Raw genomic sequence first — 17,784 nt, 5'->3', positions numbered from 1 at the left:
TGAATAATCCCTTTCTCCATGGAGAGGTTTTTGTGTTCTTATTTAACTTTATACCGGAGACATTGGTGCACACACTCTCACAAGAAATTGGATCAAATGATTTCATCCAGGGGACGATATGCTTTACAATAGTGACTAACGGAAAAGCGGTGATAACGAATACTTGTCTTCGGCTGCCGAATCTATGAAACAAGGGGAAGTTGGCATGAATCTGACGGAAGTATTATTGGAATCGAGACTGGTGGCTATTGTTCGTGGTATTAGCCGTGAATCTGCTCAGGCAGCAGGGCAGGGAATGACATGGTGGAATCCGACTGATGGAAGTGACGCTGAACACACCTGGGGCACACGATATTATTGCAGACTGGCGTGCAAGGCATGAGGGTAAGGCTTATATCGGGGCGGGCACGGTACTCAATGTGCAGATGGCCAAAGAAGCCGTCGCAGCGGGTGCTCAATTTCTCGTGTCTCCGAATGTCGATCTGTCTGTTATTGAATATGCTGTAGAACATGGAGTGGAGATCTGGCCCGGTGCGATGACGCCAACGGAGATTGTGGCTGCCTATGAAGCAGGAGCAAGAGTGGTGAAGCTGTTCCCAATGGCAAGTCTGGGTATTCCGTATTTACGTGAAATTAAGGCTCCACTGAATCATATTCCACTGCTTGCAACAGGAGGAGCCACACTGGATAACATTGCAGATTATTATGCAGCGGGTGCGGCGGCAGTGGGGCTTGGAAGTGCACTTTTGCCACGAGAAGCACTTGCAGCAGGGAATGATGAGCAGATTGCCGCTTGCACACGTGCATTTGTGGAAATAGCGAAACTCGAGGGTTGAACCAGGAAACCAACAGAAGTGGACCAGACACATCGGGGTATATATAAGGAGAGCTTCTGTACCATTAGATAATATAAGAAGTGATGTGGATTAACGTCCTGTTAACCTTGCTGTCTTATGATGGAGTTAGGCCAGAAAACGGAGAGGAGTGACACCAGTGAAAGCTAAAACGATGATTGGCGGGATGATTGCTGTTGCCGCGGTAACTGCGGGTGGTTTATGGAAGGCAGCGGTGAATAGTCAGACCCCCAAAAAGATTCCGATTACGCTCACACCGCCCATGCCATTTGAGGATATAACCTTTGAGAGTGGAGGCGGGCGAGTGCATGGCTGGTTCATTCCGGCTGGAGCTCATATCCTGAAGCCTTGGCCTTTGGTTATTATTGCACATGGATGGGGCTCCAACCGATCACGTGTCCTCCGTTATGCTCGTCCCATTTGGGAAGCAGGTTATGCGCTCTTTATGTACGATGTTCGAAGCCATGGAGCCAGTGATCCAGTTAAAGCGGCTTCAGCTTACCTGTTCCGCGACGATTTGCTATCAGCATTGCAATATACGTCCTCACGGCCGGAAATTGATCCTGCTGCAATCGGTGTGCTTGGGCACTCCTTGGGCGGGCTAGGCACGATCCTCGCTGTGACGGAGGGCATTCCTGTATCAGCGGTGATCACGGACTCCATGCCATCCCAATTCGAGGTTATCGTAAGTTCCGAGCTGAGACGGCGACGTCTGCCTCTGTTTCCGCTGGCCCAGCTGATTCCGCGAATCTGGTTCTGGCGGCTTGGTGAATCTCTGAAAACGTATCGCCAGCGCGATCCAGTTATGCTGCTGAACGAACGGCGCAAAGGCATGCAGCTGCCGATGCTTATGGTGCATTCCAAAGGTGATAACTTTATTCCACCAAGCGAACTTGAATATTTTATGTCCAAAGCGGATCCGCCCGTGGAGCATCTATGGGTCAATAGCGGTGGCCATAGCTGTTCAGAAGAAGATCCCGCGTTCTGGAATACGGTGATTCCATTTTTGAAAACTCATGTACAGGTGCAGGCTCAGTCCAATGAATCTGTTATACCGAACGTTAATATAGAGAAAATTCAGCCCACTTGATGCTCAGGCTGATCGTCGAAACGCCAACCCAGTTGGCGTTTTTTTGCTGTTTCTATAAAATATGCAGAAATTCACATTTGTAAAATTGTTGGGAAAATGACGATTAAAAAGGAAGCTTATGGTATCATAGAATAGACTGGCAATATTCATGCGAGGTTATTTTGCATGCATCCTTGTATGAAATTGAAGGGAGAGGTCCAGATTTGAGTTTTGATTGGAATTTTAATGTGCGATTCAAAATGTTTACAGCCAAAGCGGCTACAGCAGCCATGGCAACTTTGCTTCTGGCATCACAGACACCAGGGTTTGCAGGCAGCGCGTCGGCAGCGACAGCGGAACAGGTAACAGAATCCGCAGCGGGGGAAACGGAACAACCACTTGGATTAACAGACAACGAGGTGCCTGAAGGAGCCAAAATCTCCTCCAAGCAAGCCAGCGAGAATATACTGAAATTATTTCCATTGTTAAAAAAGGCGACGATTTCATCTGTACGATTCGATTCACCGAACTCTTACCCACCACCGGATTACAAGGCGTGGGAGATTGGCTTTCAAATTGTCGAAGGAAATCATACGATGGGATTCAGCGCAACGGTACATGCGGGCACGGGGGAAGTGCTAAGCGTACATTTGCCTTCTGAATTACTGGATAAGCAGTCTACTGCTTCTGATGTCAAATTGACCAAAGACGAGGCTGAGAAGTATGCAGAGGCATTACTATTCAAAGCTATTCCCGGATTGAAAGAAAATGAGTATGCTTCTCTTGGAGATGTGTATCAATTCACTGCACAGCAATCTTTGTTTGGCAGAACGGAATATCGATATGGTTACCAACTCAAGCATGAAGGTTTGTTGTCTGAGGCAGAGACGATCTACATAAGTGTGGATGAAAGTGGCCTGGTGACAGGCTATTCAAGAAGTACAACCGGAGCTGAATATCCTTCATCGAAGTCGGCAGCATCGGAAGAGAAGGCCAGTCAACGATTTGAGGAGCAATTTGATGTACAGCTCGCTTATATCTCGAATGATCGTCTATCCTCGCTCAAAGGACAAAAGTATTATCTTGGTTATATGCCGAGGAATTCCAGCATGGTTCCGCTGGATGCTAATACACTGGAGCCGATTAACGCGATTACTGGAAAAGCTATTGGTGATGAAGATTCTTTACAGCAGAATAAACCTTTAAAAGGAAGTGTAGCTCCTTTTGTCGCAGCGAACGGCCAGAAATTAAATGCACAACAGGCTGAGAACATCATTAAAAAGAACTTTGATATTCCGAAAGGTTACAAGTTGGAGCATAGTCAGTTAAGCAAAGGTGAGTATGCGAGTCCTAACAATCAAGTCTGGAGCCTGAGCTGGAGCAATCGAAATGCGAATGTATCCTACATGTTCATGCGAGATATTTCAGCACAGGTAGATGCGCTTACTGGACAGATTTACAGTTACAGCTTGTATCAACGGGTGGAGCCGGGCACAGCGCAGGAGAAACCAGCGGATGAAAATGAGACTAAGTCCGTAACCCGGACACAAGCCGAGAAGCTTGCAATCAATAAGGTGATTGCATTGGTTCCGAGTGCATCAGAACAATTCCGATTGTCCAGCGTGCTTGAATTTGAAGGTGCACGTACATTTATGTTCCAGCGCTACATGAACGGAATTGCGATTATGGATGATACAGTACAAGTACAAGTTCTGAAGGATGGAGACATCAACGAATTTTATACAAGGATTGCTGCAACGCCTGAACAGTTGCCTGGAAACACCAAACCAGCCATCAGTTATGAAAAGGCAAAGGCGACCTATCTGGAAGCATTCAAGTTAACACTGGCTTACTCCCGCTACGGTGGTTATGCCATGAGTACAGGTCAGGTCGTTCCCTCGGGTGTAAACCTGGTTTACCAGCCTACACGAAATGGAAATTCGATTTCCGCCAGTTATGAAGTACTTGATGCTAACACTGGGGAATGGAAGTTTTTATACGGTACTGGAAGTGCCACAGCGAATGTTGAACCTAGTGATATTTCGGGTCATGTGGCGGAGGCTTCGCTTCGGAATATGACTCAACATGCCGTAATTCACTCAGATGAGCAGGGACGTGTATTCCCAGACCGGGTCATCACGAAGGGTGATTGGTTTACCTATCTGGCAAGAGCGGTTAACCCGAATATGGATATGTATTACAGTGGAAACGGGAGTGAGAAGCTATATGCTGACATTACCCCGGAGAGCCCTTATTACCAAGCTGTGCGGACATTGATCGATCAGCGCTGGTTAGCGGGTGCTGATTCTGAAACGAAGCTAAATCCAGAAGAGGAGATGACTCGTGAAGAGTTGGCAGTATTGCTCGTGCGCATTTTGCGCTATGAGAAACTGGCCGGATTCTACACATTGCCATCGGATCTTCCCAACCTGGCAGATGCCAGTGCAGTCAACAACAAGGGAGCGGTCTCCCTCAGCATCAAGCTGGGATTGTTGCCTTCGATTGAAGGACGATTCATGCCTGCACGCAAAGTGACGGTTGCCGAGGCGGCTCAGGTATTGGAACGTCTGGCCAAGCTTCAGGGCAAGACGGATACCTTTATGAGCGGCAATCGTTTATATTGATTGGAGTTTGTTGCATAAATGCCCGGAAGAGTCATATGATGAGGATAACGGGTAGGTTAGGGTGTTTTGCTGAAGACAGGGGGACCTTCTACGGAGGGTCTCTTTTGATGCTTTTCGACAAAACTAGAAGCCTGCCGTCAATCCCTTTTGTGATACAATGAGGCATGAGAACTTTGCAAAGAGAGGTGGTATCCTTTCATGGGCAAGCACGGAAAACGAGTGATAACCCTGCTATTGGCTGGTTGTCTTGTTGCTGTGGCACTGCCACATGCAGTCGATCTGGATCAGCTGTACGCGGCGTCGGGAACATCGGACATATCCACGAATACGGATCTGCGCGAGACGTTGCTGAATGCGATGTCCCAGCGTACGGAGGAACTTATTTTTACATACAAAGGCAATGTGAAAGGCCTCAAAAAACAGTTGCAGAGCTCCATTGACGAAGCAATGACCAGTGATCCTTATATTCAATATACCGTTAAAAGCTATGCATTTAACTATAAAGGCTCCAATGTATCCGCAGAGGTACATGTGAAGCTGGCCTATCGGGAAACGAAGCAGCAGACCGACTACGTGAACCGCAAGGTGACCAACGTGCTCAAAGAGATTATCGTGCCTGGCATGACGAATCATGAGAAAGTTAAAGTCATTCATGACTGGATTGTACTTAACCTTTCCTACGATACATCCTTGCAGAAATATACTGCATACGATGGACTTGTTACCGGCAGTACCGTATGTCAGGGATATTCATTGCTGGCTTATCGCATGCTGGAGCAGGTGGGTATAGAGAACCGGATTGTGGAAGGAACGGCTGGTGAGCAATTACACGCCTGGAATCTCGTCAAGCTGGATGGCAAGTGGTACCATATGGATACGACGTGGGATGATCCTACTCCTGACCGTAAGGGCAAGGTAAGTCACAATTATTATTTGCTCAGTGATGATGAGATGGCACGTGACCATGTATGGACAGCTAAAGGCAAGTATCCTGCTGCCTCTGCTCCCTATCGTGAAGCTTTGCAAACTTTGGTGAAGGCGGGAGGTAGCAAGGCAAACGCGTACCAGAAGCTGTATCATACACTGGAATACTCGCTCTACGACGAAAGTGATGCGATTAGTGGTCATTCCGCGCTGAAAACTAAAGTTCAGAGTGTGCTCAAGGATGGCGGAACCTCGCTGACTTTCAGATACAAGGGTACTGAAACGGGACTAGTAGAGGATTTGCAGGATCTGTATCAGCTTGGCATGAAGTCGATATCGTATTACGTGTCCAACATGGAGGATACCGTGGATCTGCGTGTGAAAATTACCTGGACCATGTGACATCAAACTTTGTATGAATGATTATAATAGGACACACCTTATGGTGAACAAGGACGCTCATGAATGAGCGTTCTTTTTTTGCTTGAGTGATAGCTATCTCGAAACTTGGACGAACCAAAAAGGCAACCTTCTCTCCATCGGAAGAAGGTTGCCTGTGCAATATCGTTATTCGTTTGTTGTTGTAAAATCACATTCCTGTAATGGTACAACTTTTGTTTTCTTAATAAATTTATAACCCAGCCATAAGATCAGGAACAGCGGAACGCTCAAGTAAGCGACGAGGGCTCCGCTCCAATCGATCTGATCACCCGTGAACGCCTGATAGTTCTGTCCAATAATGACGATGATACATAACACAAAAGCAAAGATCGGACCAAATGGGAACCAGCGTGCACGGTAGGGCAGATCGTTCAAATCCCGACCTTGGGCCACATACGCACGGCGGAAGCGATAATGGCTGATGGCAATGCCGAGCCAGGTGATAAAGCCACACATACCGGATGCATTAAGCAGCCAGGTGTATACAATGCCATCACCGAAAAGGGAGGCTAGAAAGGCGAGCATACCTACCGCTGTGGTCAAGAGCAGGGCGTTCATTGGAATGCCCTTTTTGTTCAGCCGACCCAAGAAGCGAGGCGCTTTGCCATCCCGGGCAAGAGCATACAGAACACGACTTGAAGCATACATGCCTGAATTCCCGGCAGACAGTACAGAGGTCAGAATAACGGCATTCATGACGGAAGCAGCAATGGCCAGACCGGCTTTTTCAAAGACAAGAGTAAACGGACTAACTCCGATGTTGTTCAGATCACCTTTAAGCAGATTCGGATGTGTGTAAGGAATGATCAGACTGATGACTGTAATTGCCAGAATGTAGAAGATCAGAATACGCCAGAACACTTGCCGAATAGCACGCGGGACATTTTCACGCGGATTTTCGCTCTCACCGGCTGCTACGCCAATGAGCTCCGTTCCCTGGAATGAGAACCCGGCAGCCATAAATACACCGAGAACCGCAAAGAATCCGCCATGGAATGGGGCGTCTCCTATAGTAAAGTTACTGAATCCAACCGCTTCTCCGCCGATAATGCCGAAGATCATGAGCACACCAACGGTAAGGAAGATGATCACTGTAGCGACTTTGATAATGGCAAACCAGTATTCCGACTCTCCGTACCCTTTAACAGACAGTACATTTAGGGCAAAGATTAATACGAGGAACAACAGACTCCACAACATGGATGAACTGTCAGGAAACCAGTATTTGATGAGTACGGTTGCTGCAGCGAGTTCTGCTGCAATGGTGACGGCCCAGTTGTACCAGAAGTTCCAACCCATGGCGAACCCGAGGGCAGGATCGACGAAGCGGGCCGCATACGTATTGAATGAACCGGAGTCAGGCATGAAGGTAGCCAGCTCTCCGAGACTGGTCATAAGAAAGAAGACCATGATGCCGACGGCAACGTAAGCAATCAGTGCACCGCCGGGGCCTGCATTGGAAATAGCGGTTCCGCTTGCGAGGAACAGTCCTGTACCAATGGATCCACCGAGTGCAATCATGGTCATATGCCTTGCGCGTAGTCCTTTTTTCAGGGTAGGTCCTGTGTTAGTTTGGTTGTTGCGGTCTTGCATGGAAACACTCCTTCTTTCAGCGTACTAATGGGTTCAGAACAATGGAAATAACCAAAAGACCGCAGGCATTAGCCTGCGGTCTTTATTATCAATCGTCCGCACCTCGTCCCAGATGTTTAAGATAGCTCAACACAGAAGAAATCATACCCTCCGAGGAAGGCATCATACATCTGTGACAGTTCTGCACCTTTCGGCAACAGCCCCAGCCGCGCTGGACAACGTAAGGAACCGTCCTGCGAGCTTCGGCGGGTGCACCTTTCGGCTGAATTCATAAGCGGCTCCTTAGCGCCTCCTTCAGCGTACTGATCGCACCCGCGACCTCTACCTCATCATCATGGATGAGGTGTATCTATTGTCTATGAAATTATAAATCACAGAACGTAACACTCAATGTCCTGTTTAGTAAACAGACAATCAGTATAACCCCCATGGTATTCCAGTGCAATAACAATTGTTGGATATGAATCGAAAGGACTATTCCGACGTCTTGTTACGCCCAGCCATCTGCTGCCATACGGTTCCAGCTGCCTGTTCCCCGGATTCAATCCGTTCCAGTGCCATTTTGGCTTGCAGGCTGACTTCAAACTCAGGATCTTCGGCTGCCTTCCGCAGAGCTTGCTCTGCTTCTTCGGTTCCCACTTCGTACAGGAAGCGGGCCGCACGCCAGCGTACAAGCTTGCTCTTGTCGGATAACGTAGCTGTCATGGCTGCCGTTGCTGCAGAATCACCGATATCGGAGAGGGTATCTCCGGCAGTTCGACGTACAGCAGGCGAACTATCCTGCAGAGCTTCGTACAGCAATTCCATCGCTTCCGGTGTACGGATATCACCAAGATATACAACAGCCAGCCGGCGTATCTGCATTTTATTGTCATGGAGTGCATGAGCAACGAGTGGCAGCCGTTCTGCTGTAGGTTCCATGCCATCAAATGCAGCATAGCGAACATTCCAGTCCTCATTATGCAGAGCCTCTTCAAGCTCGGCACCATCCAGCTGGCGGCGACGTTCCACGAATTCTTCGGCATTGGAGCCGTGCTCAATGGCTTGTTGAATCACGCGTTCCAGACGCTCAGGCGGATATGCTGCTTCCAGCTCCTGTTCAACTTCTCTTGCGATTTCAGGCAATTCACCGTAGCGAACGCCATAGTCACTCAGTTTCCGTTCCTTGATCAGCGTTGCACTGGCGACTTCAGTAACGGCTTTGACGAATCGATCCGAGAGCGAAATGCGCTCTTCCTTGGCGCCGGCTTTGACCCGAATTTGCATCGGTACACCTCTGAAAAATTGAACGAATACCTGTGCTTCACCGAAGTGCTCGCCAGAGGCATCTTCAGATTCAATCCAGTCCAGATCAATTCCCTGTTGGCCAAGACGGCTTTGGACTTCGCCAAGTATGACGGACCAATCCGCATTTCCCTTGCGGTCAAGAGCTACGAAGTCGGTCGTGTGGAATACACTTTTTACTCCGGGAATATGAAGCATCTGGCGAATAAACGCCGGAGCAGACCGTTCGTTATCCAGTGTATATGTTCTGCGGATCCCGTCCTCCAGACGTTCGTCCAGATGCAGCATCATCGTATTGGGACTGGGTGTTGGTTCAATGGAAACAATATTCATCGGTTCATAACCTCCTGTACCGGATTCATTCTTAAAGTTCCCGCAATGGACACGGGCATATCCCTATTTTACATGAATTGCCGCAAACTGCGAAATGGGTAATGAACCTTACACAGTTTGTTAAGACGTACGAAGATAGTTAACACTTCTTTTATGTTCACACACGAACATTTTTAAATGAAGATTGGCACAATAAGAAGAGAGAATGAACTGGAGGTTATACCTATGGAACCCATTACCGTACTTTCGGACGGAAGTCGTGGTATTGATTATGACAATATGATTGAATTGTTGAATGAATGGATAACAGACGAGCAGAGGGAGCCCGCAATGAAGAGAGAAAAGAACGTAAATAACGAGGAGGGGGAGGAATGGGGCACAGCTCACTATTGTATTGTGGATTATCAGGACGCTGGGCAAGCCGTATCAGCAGCGAATGCCATTCGGGCATTTATGCCTCAGATTCCTTTGCTGGTGATTACGGATTTTCAATCGTTGATTCGCAAGCGCCATTTGCAGCTTATTACGGGTACGGGCCTGATAAAGATGATCCTCTGGCAAGAGGAAGAACCAGATCGGCTGATCATGGAAATCCAGCGGTTGCTGCATTCTTTTGCATACAAAACAAAAACAGCTCAGCCCTCAACCCAGTCGATTAGACGATGACAGAGAGAGGACATGAGCCATTATTTCATTTCGGCGTGTACTAAATGACGTATTTATATCCCGTTCCCCAAACCGTCTTGATATACCTTGGATTTTTGGGGTCGGGTTCAATTTTTTTACGCAGGCTGGAGATGTGCACATCGATTGTACGGTCCAGATATGCCCGTTCTGAGCCTTTAATACGATCCATGAGTTCATTGCGGGTGAACACTTTGCCGGGATTTCGGTACAATTCCTTCATAATTTCAAACTCAATATGAGTGACCTCAATTTCAAGGCCATCCACAAACAAAGTTCTTCTGTACTCATTCACACTGACATGTCCGACAATTTCAGCCGGTTTGTCCTCTTTTATCGGCTTGTCCGGGTAGGAGATGGCCGATCTGCGCAATAATGCCTTAATTCGTGCGTCAAGCTCTTTTAGACTAAAGGGTTTACAAAGAAAATCATCCGCACCATTGTGCAATGCTCGGAGCCGATCATTCAGCATGGTGCTGGCTGAGATCATTAATATGGGTACAGTCGAGTGTTGGCGAAACGCATCAACCAGATCATTACCGTCTGTTTCAGGCAGCATCAAGTCAGTCACTACAATATCGGGCTGGAATCGTGGGAAAAGTTGAAGTGCTTCGCGTGCATGATGGACCCGTTCAGTTATGTAACCCTCCTCCTCAAGAAAGAAAGCAATCATGTCGGCCAGATTTTTCTCATCTTCTATAAGAAGAACTTTGATAGACATTGAGGTCACACTCCTGATGAAATGAATTTGTTAAGAAACTTCTTAGAAAAAGCCGTAATATGTGTGGAAATGCTGCAAATTTTTTAATGTTTGTATTCCAGAATATAGGATGCATATGTAGTAAGTTCTATAGGGTTTCAGCTAAACTTCAGTATTTTACCATGAATGCAGCTCAATTGCCGATCATTCAAAATTTTCCAAAGCTACATCGAGTAGTTATTACAGTATAATGTATCAGAACGGTTTGAGGGAAATAAAGTAGATCTTACGAGCTTTAATCCATAGGAGGTACCAACGTTGTTGTTGAATGCAAACATAGAAATCAGTCATAAGGCCAGCTGCCTATGGACTACATAAAGGTAAATAAGGTGTTGGAGTGGATGGTAATCAAACTCCGTATTCCGTGGTTGGGTACGGCCATCCTAATTATCCTTGGTACGCTGGGAACGATATTTCCGCTGACTCTGTTTTATGGGGTACAGCTGTTGTTCGGCACAGCCGCAACTTTTATTGCCTTGCGCTTACATGGAGCCATATACGGATTCACTTCTTTGATAGCAATCTGTACCTTGGGTGTATTATTCGGGGGTCTAGTCCCAAATAGTTTTTTTATGATTGGCGCTCATACTATTGAATTAATCTGGATGCTGGGATGGCAGATCCGATGGAAGAATGGAAGTGTCATGAAGGCCAATGCTGCATTCTGGGTCGTGATGTTATTGCCAGTGACCTTTTATGGATATTTCATGATGAGCATGAATCTTGAAGAATTAAAGTATGGATATATGCATGTTGCTGTGACTAGCATGGTGAATGCACTAATTGCAGGTATTGTGGTGGACTTCTGGATTACCAATGGCGAGCTGAAGTCGAAACGGACAGGAACCATTCCGCTCACACGGATTGCTTTTAAATACGTCGTAGCTTTTGTAGTCGTTGTCTCTCTTGTTCTGTTATCGGCCGATAGCCGAAGACAGCTAGGTCAGATCAATGACACCATTGTATCTAATCTAAAACATGCTGCGAATGCTGTGATCAAGGATTTAAATGATCGATATCTAACCCAAGAGAACATGCATCAAAGTATGGAGCGTTATCATCATCTACTGGGTGTGAATGTCATCATTCTTGACCCAAATGATAAGGTCATTGCTTCTGGGCTGGATACGCTCCAAGTGGGAGAATACCTGGATATCAACAAATATCGTGTTCTCAAGCCAGGCGAGAACAGCATACTATTTCATTCCGGGGATGCTTATTATAGTGATGTACTTACTCACTGGAAACAGGCATCGTTCATGTACGAAGCAGATATGACTACAAGCACTCCATATCGAGTATTTGTTGAGACCAACTCAGCCAATTATTACACTCGGATTGAGGCGATCTACTTGACCACACTTCAATCTCTGTTCATCATTTTTGTGGCTTCCATGATTGTCGCCGCTCCTCTCAGCCGAAAAGTAATAAGTCCATTGAAGCGTCTTACACGCATGACTGGTTCTCTTCCGAGGCTGTTATTTCGTAATGGGGAGATGGAATGGCCAACCAGCCATGTAACAGAAGTACAGATACTGATTGGTAATTTGCGCAAAATGGCTGATGTGCTTCTAGAGCAATTCGAACAGATTCGTCAGGACAAGCTCACTCTGGAGGACAGGGTTAGAGAGCGAACCAAAGAACTGAAGAATAGTGAGGAGATCAAACGCGCTATTATTGATTCATCCATCGATGCCATTATTGCTGTAGATTCAAACGGACTGATTATCGAGTTTAATCCCGAAGCCGAAAGAATGTTTGGTCTGAAACGAGAAGAAGTTGTTTTCGAGAAGGAGGCCCCTTCCCTTTTTCAAGGAGCGAGCTGTATGGAAATCAAAGAAATGCTGGAGAGATTCGAATATATCCGGGGTAAACGGCATGTCATTGTCGAAGAGATTTCAGGTATTCGTTGGGATGGTTCGGTTTTTCCGATTGAGTATAAAATTGTAGAAATTCAATTGGGCAATAACGAAACGCTGTATAACTTGTTTATCAAGGATATTACCGAGCGCACAAGGGCTGAAGAAGATCGTGTGCGTCATGCGCTGGCTCTGGAGAAGCTGAATGCGGAGCTGTTTCATGAAAAAGTTGCCATTCAGGAACAGCGTGACATCAGCGAGCATTTCATTGAATCCGTTCGGGAAGGTCTGGTCATGTCAGATCGTTCCGGCACCATCACAATAGTGAATAGAAGAATGGAAGAAATGTTTGGCCTCGGAGATTTTTCGGGCAGATCGATCGAAGATTTAGCCAATGCCATTGATACCCTGGTGTTAACCGCCGATTTCAATTTGGTTGAGCAGACTCGTGCTTTTCTGAACGGAGAACTGGCCTTTGTGGAGACTGAATTTATATTCAATGATGTGGAAAAGAGTGTATTTTCCCTGTACATGAAGCAAATGGATGTTCCCGGTAAAAACCATGGATTTCTCCTGGTATTCCGTGATCGTACGGAGGAAGAACGCCTGAATCGGATGAAAAACGAACTGATCAGCGTGGTGTCCCATGAGCTTCGGACCCCTGTAGCAACCATTATGGGCTATGTGGAATTAATGATGATGTATGATCTTCCCGCCTCACAGCGTCAGGACTTCATGGAGACCATTTCTTCGGAAGGCGCACGGCTGAGTAGTCTGCTGGATGATGTACTTGATATTCAACGTCTGGACAATGAAGGCATGACCTATCATAAGACGTATGTACCGTTGCTTGAGTTGGTTGAGGGTGTTGCTGAGCAATGGAATATGCAATCCATTCAGCGCATTTATGTACATGCGTTTAATGGAGACTTTTTTGCTTACGCGGACCAGAATCGGATGGTTCAGTTGCTGCATAATTTGGTAGGTAATGCAGTCAAGTACTCACCTGGAGCAGACCGAATTGATATTACGTTGTGGGAAGAAAAAGAATGGTTATGCATCGATGTACGTGATTATGGAATAGGTATTCCAGAGAACGTGCAGGACCTGCTATTTACGAAGTTTTATCGTGTGGACAATTCGGATCATCGTCAGATTGGCGGGACTGGACTGGGGCTTTACATTTCGCGCAAAATTGTAGAGGACCACCAGGGAACGCTTACCTTTATATCCGCGCCGCACAAAGGAAGCACGTTCAAGGTTCGATTGCCTAAGCAAGACGAACTTTTGTAAGGCAAGAGAAGCCTTTATCTAATAGGATGCTTTTATCCTGAAATAGATAAAGGCTTTTTTTGTTTTTCAAAATTTCCCGGATAAAAAAACAACTTCTTTTGCAAACTGTCTATAGAGCCATAATTTGCATGCCATGCAAAAGGAGGACGGCAGGTCTATGTTCCGTAAACAAGAGAAAACCCTTATTATCGTCTGCCTGGTCGCAGCCGTGATCGTGCTGTATGCCGTTGTCAAAAGTATTATCCGGATCATGAGTTATTGAGGCATATCGTCACACAGGCGGTATGAAGTCGTACATAACGATTATGTGAAAGAGGAGTGTAACCCATGTCATCCCTGGATCCTGTTCTGCTCAGCCGGATGCTGACCGGTCTTACCCTGTTTGTGCACATCATTTTTGCTTCCATCGGTGTAGGCGTTCCACTCATGATCGCCTTGGCTGAATGGCGCGGACTGCGCACCAATGATATCCATTACACCTTGCTGGCGCGCAGATGGGCGCGAGGTTTCGTTATTACCGTTGCAGTTGGTGTAGTTACAGGCACCTCAATTGGTTTACAGCTCAGCCTGCTGTGGCCGATGTTTATGCGAGTAGCGGGGCAGGCGATTGCCTTGCCGCTGTTTATGGAGACGTTCGCCTTTTTTATAGAGGCCATCTTTCTTGGAATCTACCTCTACACATGGGACCGTTTCAAAAAGAAATATACCCATATGCTGCTGTTGATTCCGGTGGCTCTAGGATCCTCTGCCTCCGCGATATTCATTACAACGGTGAATTCTTTCATGAACCAGCCTCAGGGGTTTACCCTGATTAATGGCATCATGAAGGACATCCATCCCATTGCTGCGATGCTGAATCCGGCTACCCCGACCAAGGTATCTCACGTGCTCGCCTCGTCATACACATTGAGTGCGGGTATATTGGCAGGCATCGCTGCATTCAGCTTGCTTCGGGGTCGGGATCATGTGTATTACAAAAAGGCGCTTAAGCTCACTACGGTATGCGCGCTCGTATTTGCGGTCAGCACCGTCATGATCGGAGATTCTTCCGGTAAATTTCTGGCGAAATACCAGCCGGAGAAGCTGGCCGCCGCAGAGTGGCATTTCAAAACGATGACGAAGGCGCCACTGGTCTATGGGGGTATCCTTGACGAGAACAATGAAGTGAAATACGCCATTGAGATCCCCTATGCACTCAGCATACTGGCGGGAAACAGACCGGACACGGAAGTGAAGGGGCTCGAAGAATTTCCGGCTGATCTGAGGCCGCCGTTGTCCATTCACTATATGTTTGACCTGAAAGTAACGACCGGCGTGATCATTCTGCTGATTCCGGTGCTTTATGTGTTCCGACGCTGGCTGCCGGGGCGCAAGCCTTATCCCAAATGGCTCTTGCTCGGCATCGTCCTGCTTGGACCCCTGGCCATGATTGCCATTGAGCTGGGCTGGATGTTCGCCGAGGTCGGCAGACAGCCGTGGATATTGCGCGGTTACATGAAGGTATCGGAAGCAGCAACAACATCGTCCTCCGTGGGCTGGATGCTGGTTCTGTTTATTCTGCTGTACCTGATCCTTTGCTTTTCAGCGATTCGGGTACTCAGCAAGCTGTTCCGTAACAAGGAAGCAGAGAAGGAACTGGAGTCTCTTGGTCTGGAAGGAGGGATCGTGCATTGAGCTTTGAAATTGCAGGCATCGCGATCTTGTGGACGTTTCTGTTTGGATATCTGATCGTGGCTTCGATTGATTTTGGGGCCGGATTTTTCAGCTTTTACAGCATATTAACCGGACACGAGAACAAAATCCATAACATTATTCAGCGCTATCTCTCACCCGTGTGGGAAGTGACGAATGTGTTTCTGATCTTTTTTGTTGTTGGTCTGGTCGGATTTTATCCGGATAGCGCTTTTTATTATGGGACAGCGCTGCTTGTTCCAGGTTCATTAGCGATTGTGCTGCTTGCGATCCGGGGCGTGTACTACGCCTATAATACCTATGGGAACAATGGTCAGAACAGCCGGATTTACATGGCATTGTATGGAGCGACGGGATTGCTGATTCCGGCGGTGTTTTCCACCATTTTGGCGATATCCGAAGGTGGAATTATTGAGCAGGTGGGAGATCAGGTACTTTTTCGCTGGCGTGAGTTTTTGACGAATCCGTATACCTGGTCTGTTGTATTACTTGCACTGGTAAGTGTGCTCTATATCTCAGCGATGTTTCTTTCCTACTATGCCAAGCGGGCGGAGGATGAGACAGCGTTTGAAGTTCTTCGGGAGTATGCACTCTTATGGAGTCTGCCTACGATTTTTGCCAGCTTTCTGGCATTTTTACAGATTAACAAACAGAATCCCGCACACTTTGAGCAGATGTTAAATATCTCATGGATGTTTATCGCATCTTTTATCTGTTTTGTGATCGCCGTCTCGCTGGTATGGAAACGTAAATATTTGGGCTGGTGTTTTATCGCCGTGATGCTGCAGTTCGCCTTTGCCTGGTACGGCTATGGGCGCTCGCATCTTCCATACATTCTGTATCCGTACATTAATATTTTCGACAGCTTTACGAACAAGACGATGGGTATTGCGCTCATTACGGCGTTCAGCCTGGGACTGCTGGTGCTCATTCCTTCACTCGTGCTCATTATGAAGCTGTTTCTGTTTGATGCCAATTATGTGCGAGGTAATGCTGGCAAAAAGAAAGGATGAGTCCGTTCATGCTTCCCAACAAGCTGTTCATCATGCTTCCACGGTTACTTCTCAGCTCTGACGAGGGAGTGAGGGGGATTCCCGGTATAACGGGATTAAGTTTTTTTGAGACCTTTACGATTATGTACGCCCCGCCACTGATTATCGTGGCTGCAATTGCGTTTTTGTTCGTCTACTTGGCGAAGTGCAAAAATCCAAAGGATTGATTCGTTGGTACGTACTTTCCAATTCGGGGTAATCTTTTGTTAAGATACGAGGAAGGGAGGAGGGCCCTTTCATGCCGAAAATCCGTTATAACAACATTGATAATGTAAGTACGGACAAAACGCTGAAGGAATTCAAGCAATGGAGGGAGCAACGGCGCAGCAAAGTTAAGGATTATTCCTACACCGTGCCCAAGCACCCACCTGAACTGGATTATCTGCACGCCAACCGGGCTGAAACCACGATTACCTGGATTGGTCATTCCACGTTTTTCATTCAATATCATGGACTAAACATCGTGACAGACCCGGTCTGGGCGGAAAAAATGGGGTTTCAGCGCAGACTCGGTGCCCCTGGCATTCCGATTCAGGATATTCCGCCTCTGGATGTCATTTTGATCTCGCATTCACACTATGATCATTTGCATCTCGCATCGCTGCGGAAGTTGGTCACAGCCAAGACACTGCTCATCGTTCCCGATGGTCTCAAGCGCAAAATGGTGCGCAAAGGTTTCCATCGGTGTCATGAGATGAAGTGGTGGGAACATATTACGCTTGGCGGGGTCAAAATAACCTTTGTACCCGCGCAGCACTGGACACGCCGAACCCTATTTGATACCAACACGTCCCATTGGGGCGGTTATGTATTGGAACAAAATCAACCGGCAGTCATTCCGTCGGAGGAGAGTGCCGCGACGAGCGAAGGACATGGTCATGAAATTTCCCGAGCAGCAGGAACGGATGAGTCAATAGAGGCATCGGCTGATCAATCTTCTGGCGGTCCGCCAATCATTTATTTTGTAGGGGATACAGGATACTTTCAGGGATTCAAAACGATTGGAGAACGCTTCGACATCGGTGTTACCCTGATGCCAATCGGTGCGTACGACCCGGAATGGTTCATGACATCCCAGCATGTGACGCCGGAAGAAGCGTTGCAGGGATTTGTAGAAACGGGTTCCCAGCTTATGGTTCCCATGCATTATGGAACATTTAAGTTAGCGGATGACACACCTAAGGAAGCGCTGGATCGAATGGAAGTTGAACGAGAACGACTTGGAATCAACGCAGAGCGCATTCGGGTGCTCGGACATGGGGAAACATTGCGTATTCGACACGAAGAAAGCAAACAGGACTAACAAAAGTGATCCAAATATG

Annotated in this window: 12 protein-coding genes, 1 pseudogene and 1 riboswitch; of the genes and pseudogenes, 10 read left to right on the top strand and 3 right to left on the bottom strand. The window is 47.1% G+C overall.

Annotation, left to right across the window (positions count from 1 at the left end; all coding sequences use genetic code 11):
• Positions 1 to 205: 205 nt before the first annotated feature.
• The 4 genes and pseudogenes from AC4PM4_RS25210 to AC4PM4_RS25195 all read left to right on the top strand — a co-directional run bounded on the left by AC4PM4_RS25210 (position 206) and on the right by AC4PM4_RS25195 (position 5,873).
• Positions 206 to 836, top strand: a pseudogene (locus tag AC4PM4_RS25210) (bifunctional 4-hydroxy-2-oxoglutarate aldolase/2-dehydro-3-deoxy-phosphogluconate aldolase).
• A gap of 157 nt (positions 837 to 993) precedes the next feature.
• Entirely contained in the window at positions 994 to 1,944 is a 951-nt protein-coding gene (locus AC4PM4_RS25205; RefSeq protein ID WP_491614804.1) for an alpha/beta hydrolase, read from the top strand.
• A gap of 203 nt (positions 1,945 to 2,147) precedes the next feature.
• On the top strand, positions 2,148 to 4,547 hold the full coding sequence (locus AC4PM4_RS25200; protein WP_491614803.1) for a YcdB/YcdC domain-containing protein: 2,400 nt from the start codon (positions 2,148 to 2,150) through the stop codon (positions 4,545 to 4,547).
• Positions 4,548 to 4,745: 198 nt separating this feature from the next.
• Positions 4,746 to 5,873, top strand: a complete 1,128-nt coding sequence (locus AC4PM4_RS25195) for a transglutaminase domain-containing protein (protein WP_491614802.1) — start codon at positions 4,746 to 4,748, stop codon at positions 5,871 to 5,873.
• Between the two features lie 165 nt (positions 5,874 to 6,038).
• Here the strand turns inward: AC4PM4_RS25195 and AC4PM4_RS25190 are convergent, their stop codons facing one another.
• Positions 6,039 to 7,505 carry an amino acid permease gene (locus AC4PM4_RS25190; RefSeq protein WP_072735555.1) on the bottom strand — a complete coding sequence of 489 codons (1,467 nt, stop codon included), beginning with the start codon at positions 7,503 to 7,505 and terminating at the stop codon, positions 6,039 to 6,041.
• Positions 7,506 to 7,619: 114 nt separating this feature from the next.
• Positions 7,620 to 7,837, bottom strand: a riboswitch (Lysine riboswitch).
• A 142-nt stretch (positions 7,838 to 7,979) separates the two neighbouring features.
• Complete coding sequence (locus tag AC4PM4_RS25185) at positions 7,980 to 9,122, bottom strand: virulence factor (RefSeq protein ID WP_064640596.1); 1,143 nt, start codon at positions 9,120 to 9,122, stop codon at positions 7,980 to 7,982.
• 225 nt (positions 9,123 to 9,347) lie between these two features.
• On the opposite strand from AC4PM4_RS25185, the gene AC4PM4_RS25180 reads away from it, so the two are divergent.
• Positions 9,348 to 9,788, top strand: a complete 441-nt coding sequence (locus AC4PM4_RS25180) for a hypothetical protein (RefSeq protein ID WP_090811386.1) — start codon at positions 9,348 to 9,350, stop codon at positions 9,786 to 9,788.
• Between the two features lie 40 nt (positions 9,789 to 9,828).
• On the opposite strand, the gene AC4PM4_RS25175 is transcribed toward AC4PM4_RS25180, so the two are convergent.
• Positions 9,829 to 10,527: a response regulator transcription factor gene (locus AC4PM4_RS25175; RefSeq protein ID WP_064640594.1), complete on the bottom strand. Its 699-nt coding sequence runs from the start codon at positions 10,525 to 10,527 to the stop codon at positions 9,829 to 9,831.
• Between the two features lie 380 nt (positions 10,528 to 10,907).
• Here AC4PM4_RS25175 and AC4PM4_RS25170 point away from each other — a divergent pair, with 380 nt between their 5' ends.
• The 5 genes from AC4PM4_RS25170 (at position 10,908) to AC4PM4_RS25150 (ending at position 17,765) form a co-directional block, all read left to right on the top strand.
• Positions 10,908 to 13,718: an ATP-binding protein gene (locus AC4PM4_RS25170; protein ID WP_177031289.1), complete on the top strand. Its 2,811-nt coding sequence runs from the start codon at positions 10,908 to 10,910 to the stop codon at positions 13,716 to 13,718.
• Positions 13,719 to 14,045: 327 nt separating this feature from the next.
• Positions 14,046 to 15,392, top strand: a complete 1,347-nt coding sequence (locus tag AC4PM4_RS25165) for a cytochrome ubiquinol oxidase subunit I (RefSeq protein WP_063566586.1) — start codon at positions 14,046 to 14,048, stop codon at positions 15,390 to 15,392.
• Entirely contained in the window at positions 15,389 to 16,423 is a 1,035-nt protein-coding gene (locus tag AC4PM4_RS25160) for a cytochrome d ubiquinol oxidase subunit II (RefSeq protein ID WP_491614801.1), read from the top strand. Before AC4PM4_RS25165 ends, AC4PM4_RS25160 begins: the two co-directional genes overlap by 4 nt.
• 8 nt (positions 16,424 to 16,431) lie before the next feature.
• Positions 16,432 to 16,629, top strand: a complete 198-nt coding sequence (gene cydS / locus AC4PM4_RS25155; protein ID WP_063566588.1) for a cytochrome bd oxidase small subunit CydS family protein — start codon at positions 16,432 to 16,434, stop codon at positions 16,627 to 16,629.
• A 71-nt stretch (positions 16,630 to 16,700) separates the two neighbouring features.
• The gene (locus AC4PM4_RS25150; RefSeq protein WP_491614800.1) at positions 16,701 to 17,765 is read left to right on the top strand and encodes an MBL fold metallo-hydrolase; all 1,065 of its coding nucleotides are present in this window, start codon (positions 16,701 to 16,703) and stop codon (positions 17,763 to 17,765) included.
• Positions 17,766 to 17,784 lie beyond the last annotated feature (19 nt).

This window comes from Paenibacillus sp. MDV22-iso6 (assembly GCF_058408365.1).
Note: the sequence above shows the minus strand (reverse complement) of the source record. Positions and strands in the feature narration are given on the sequence as shown.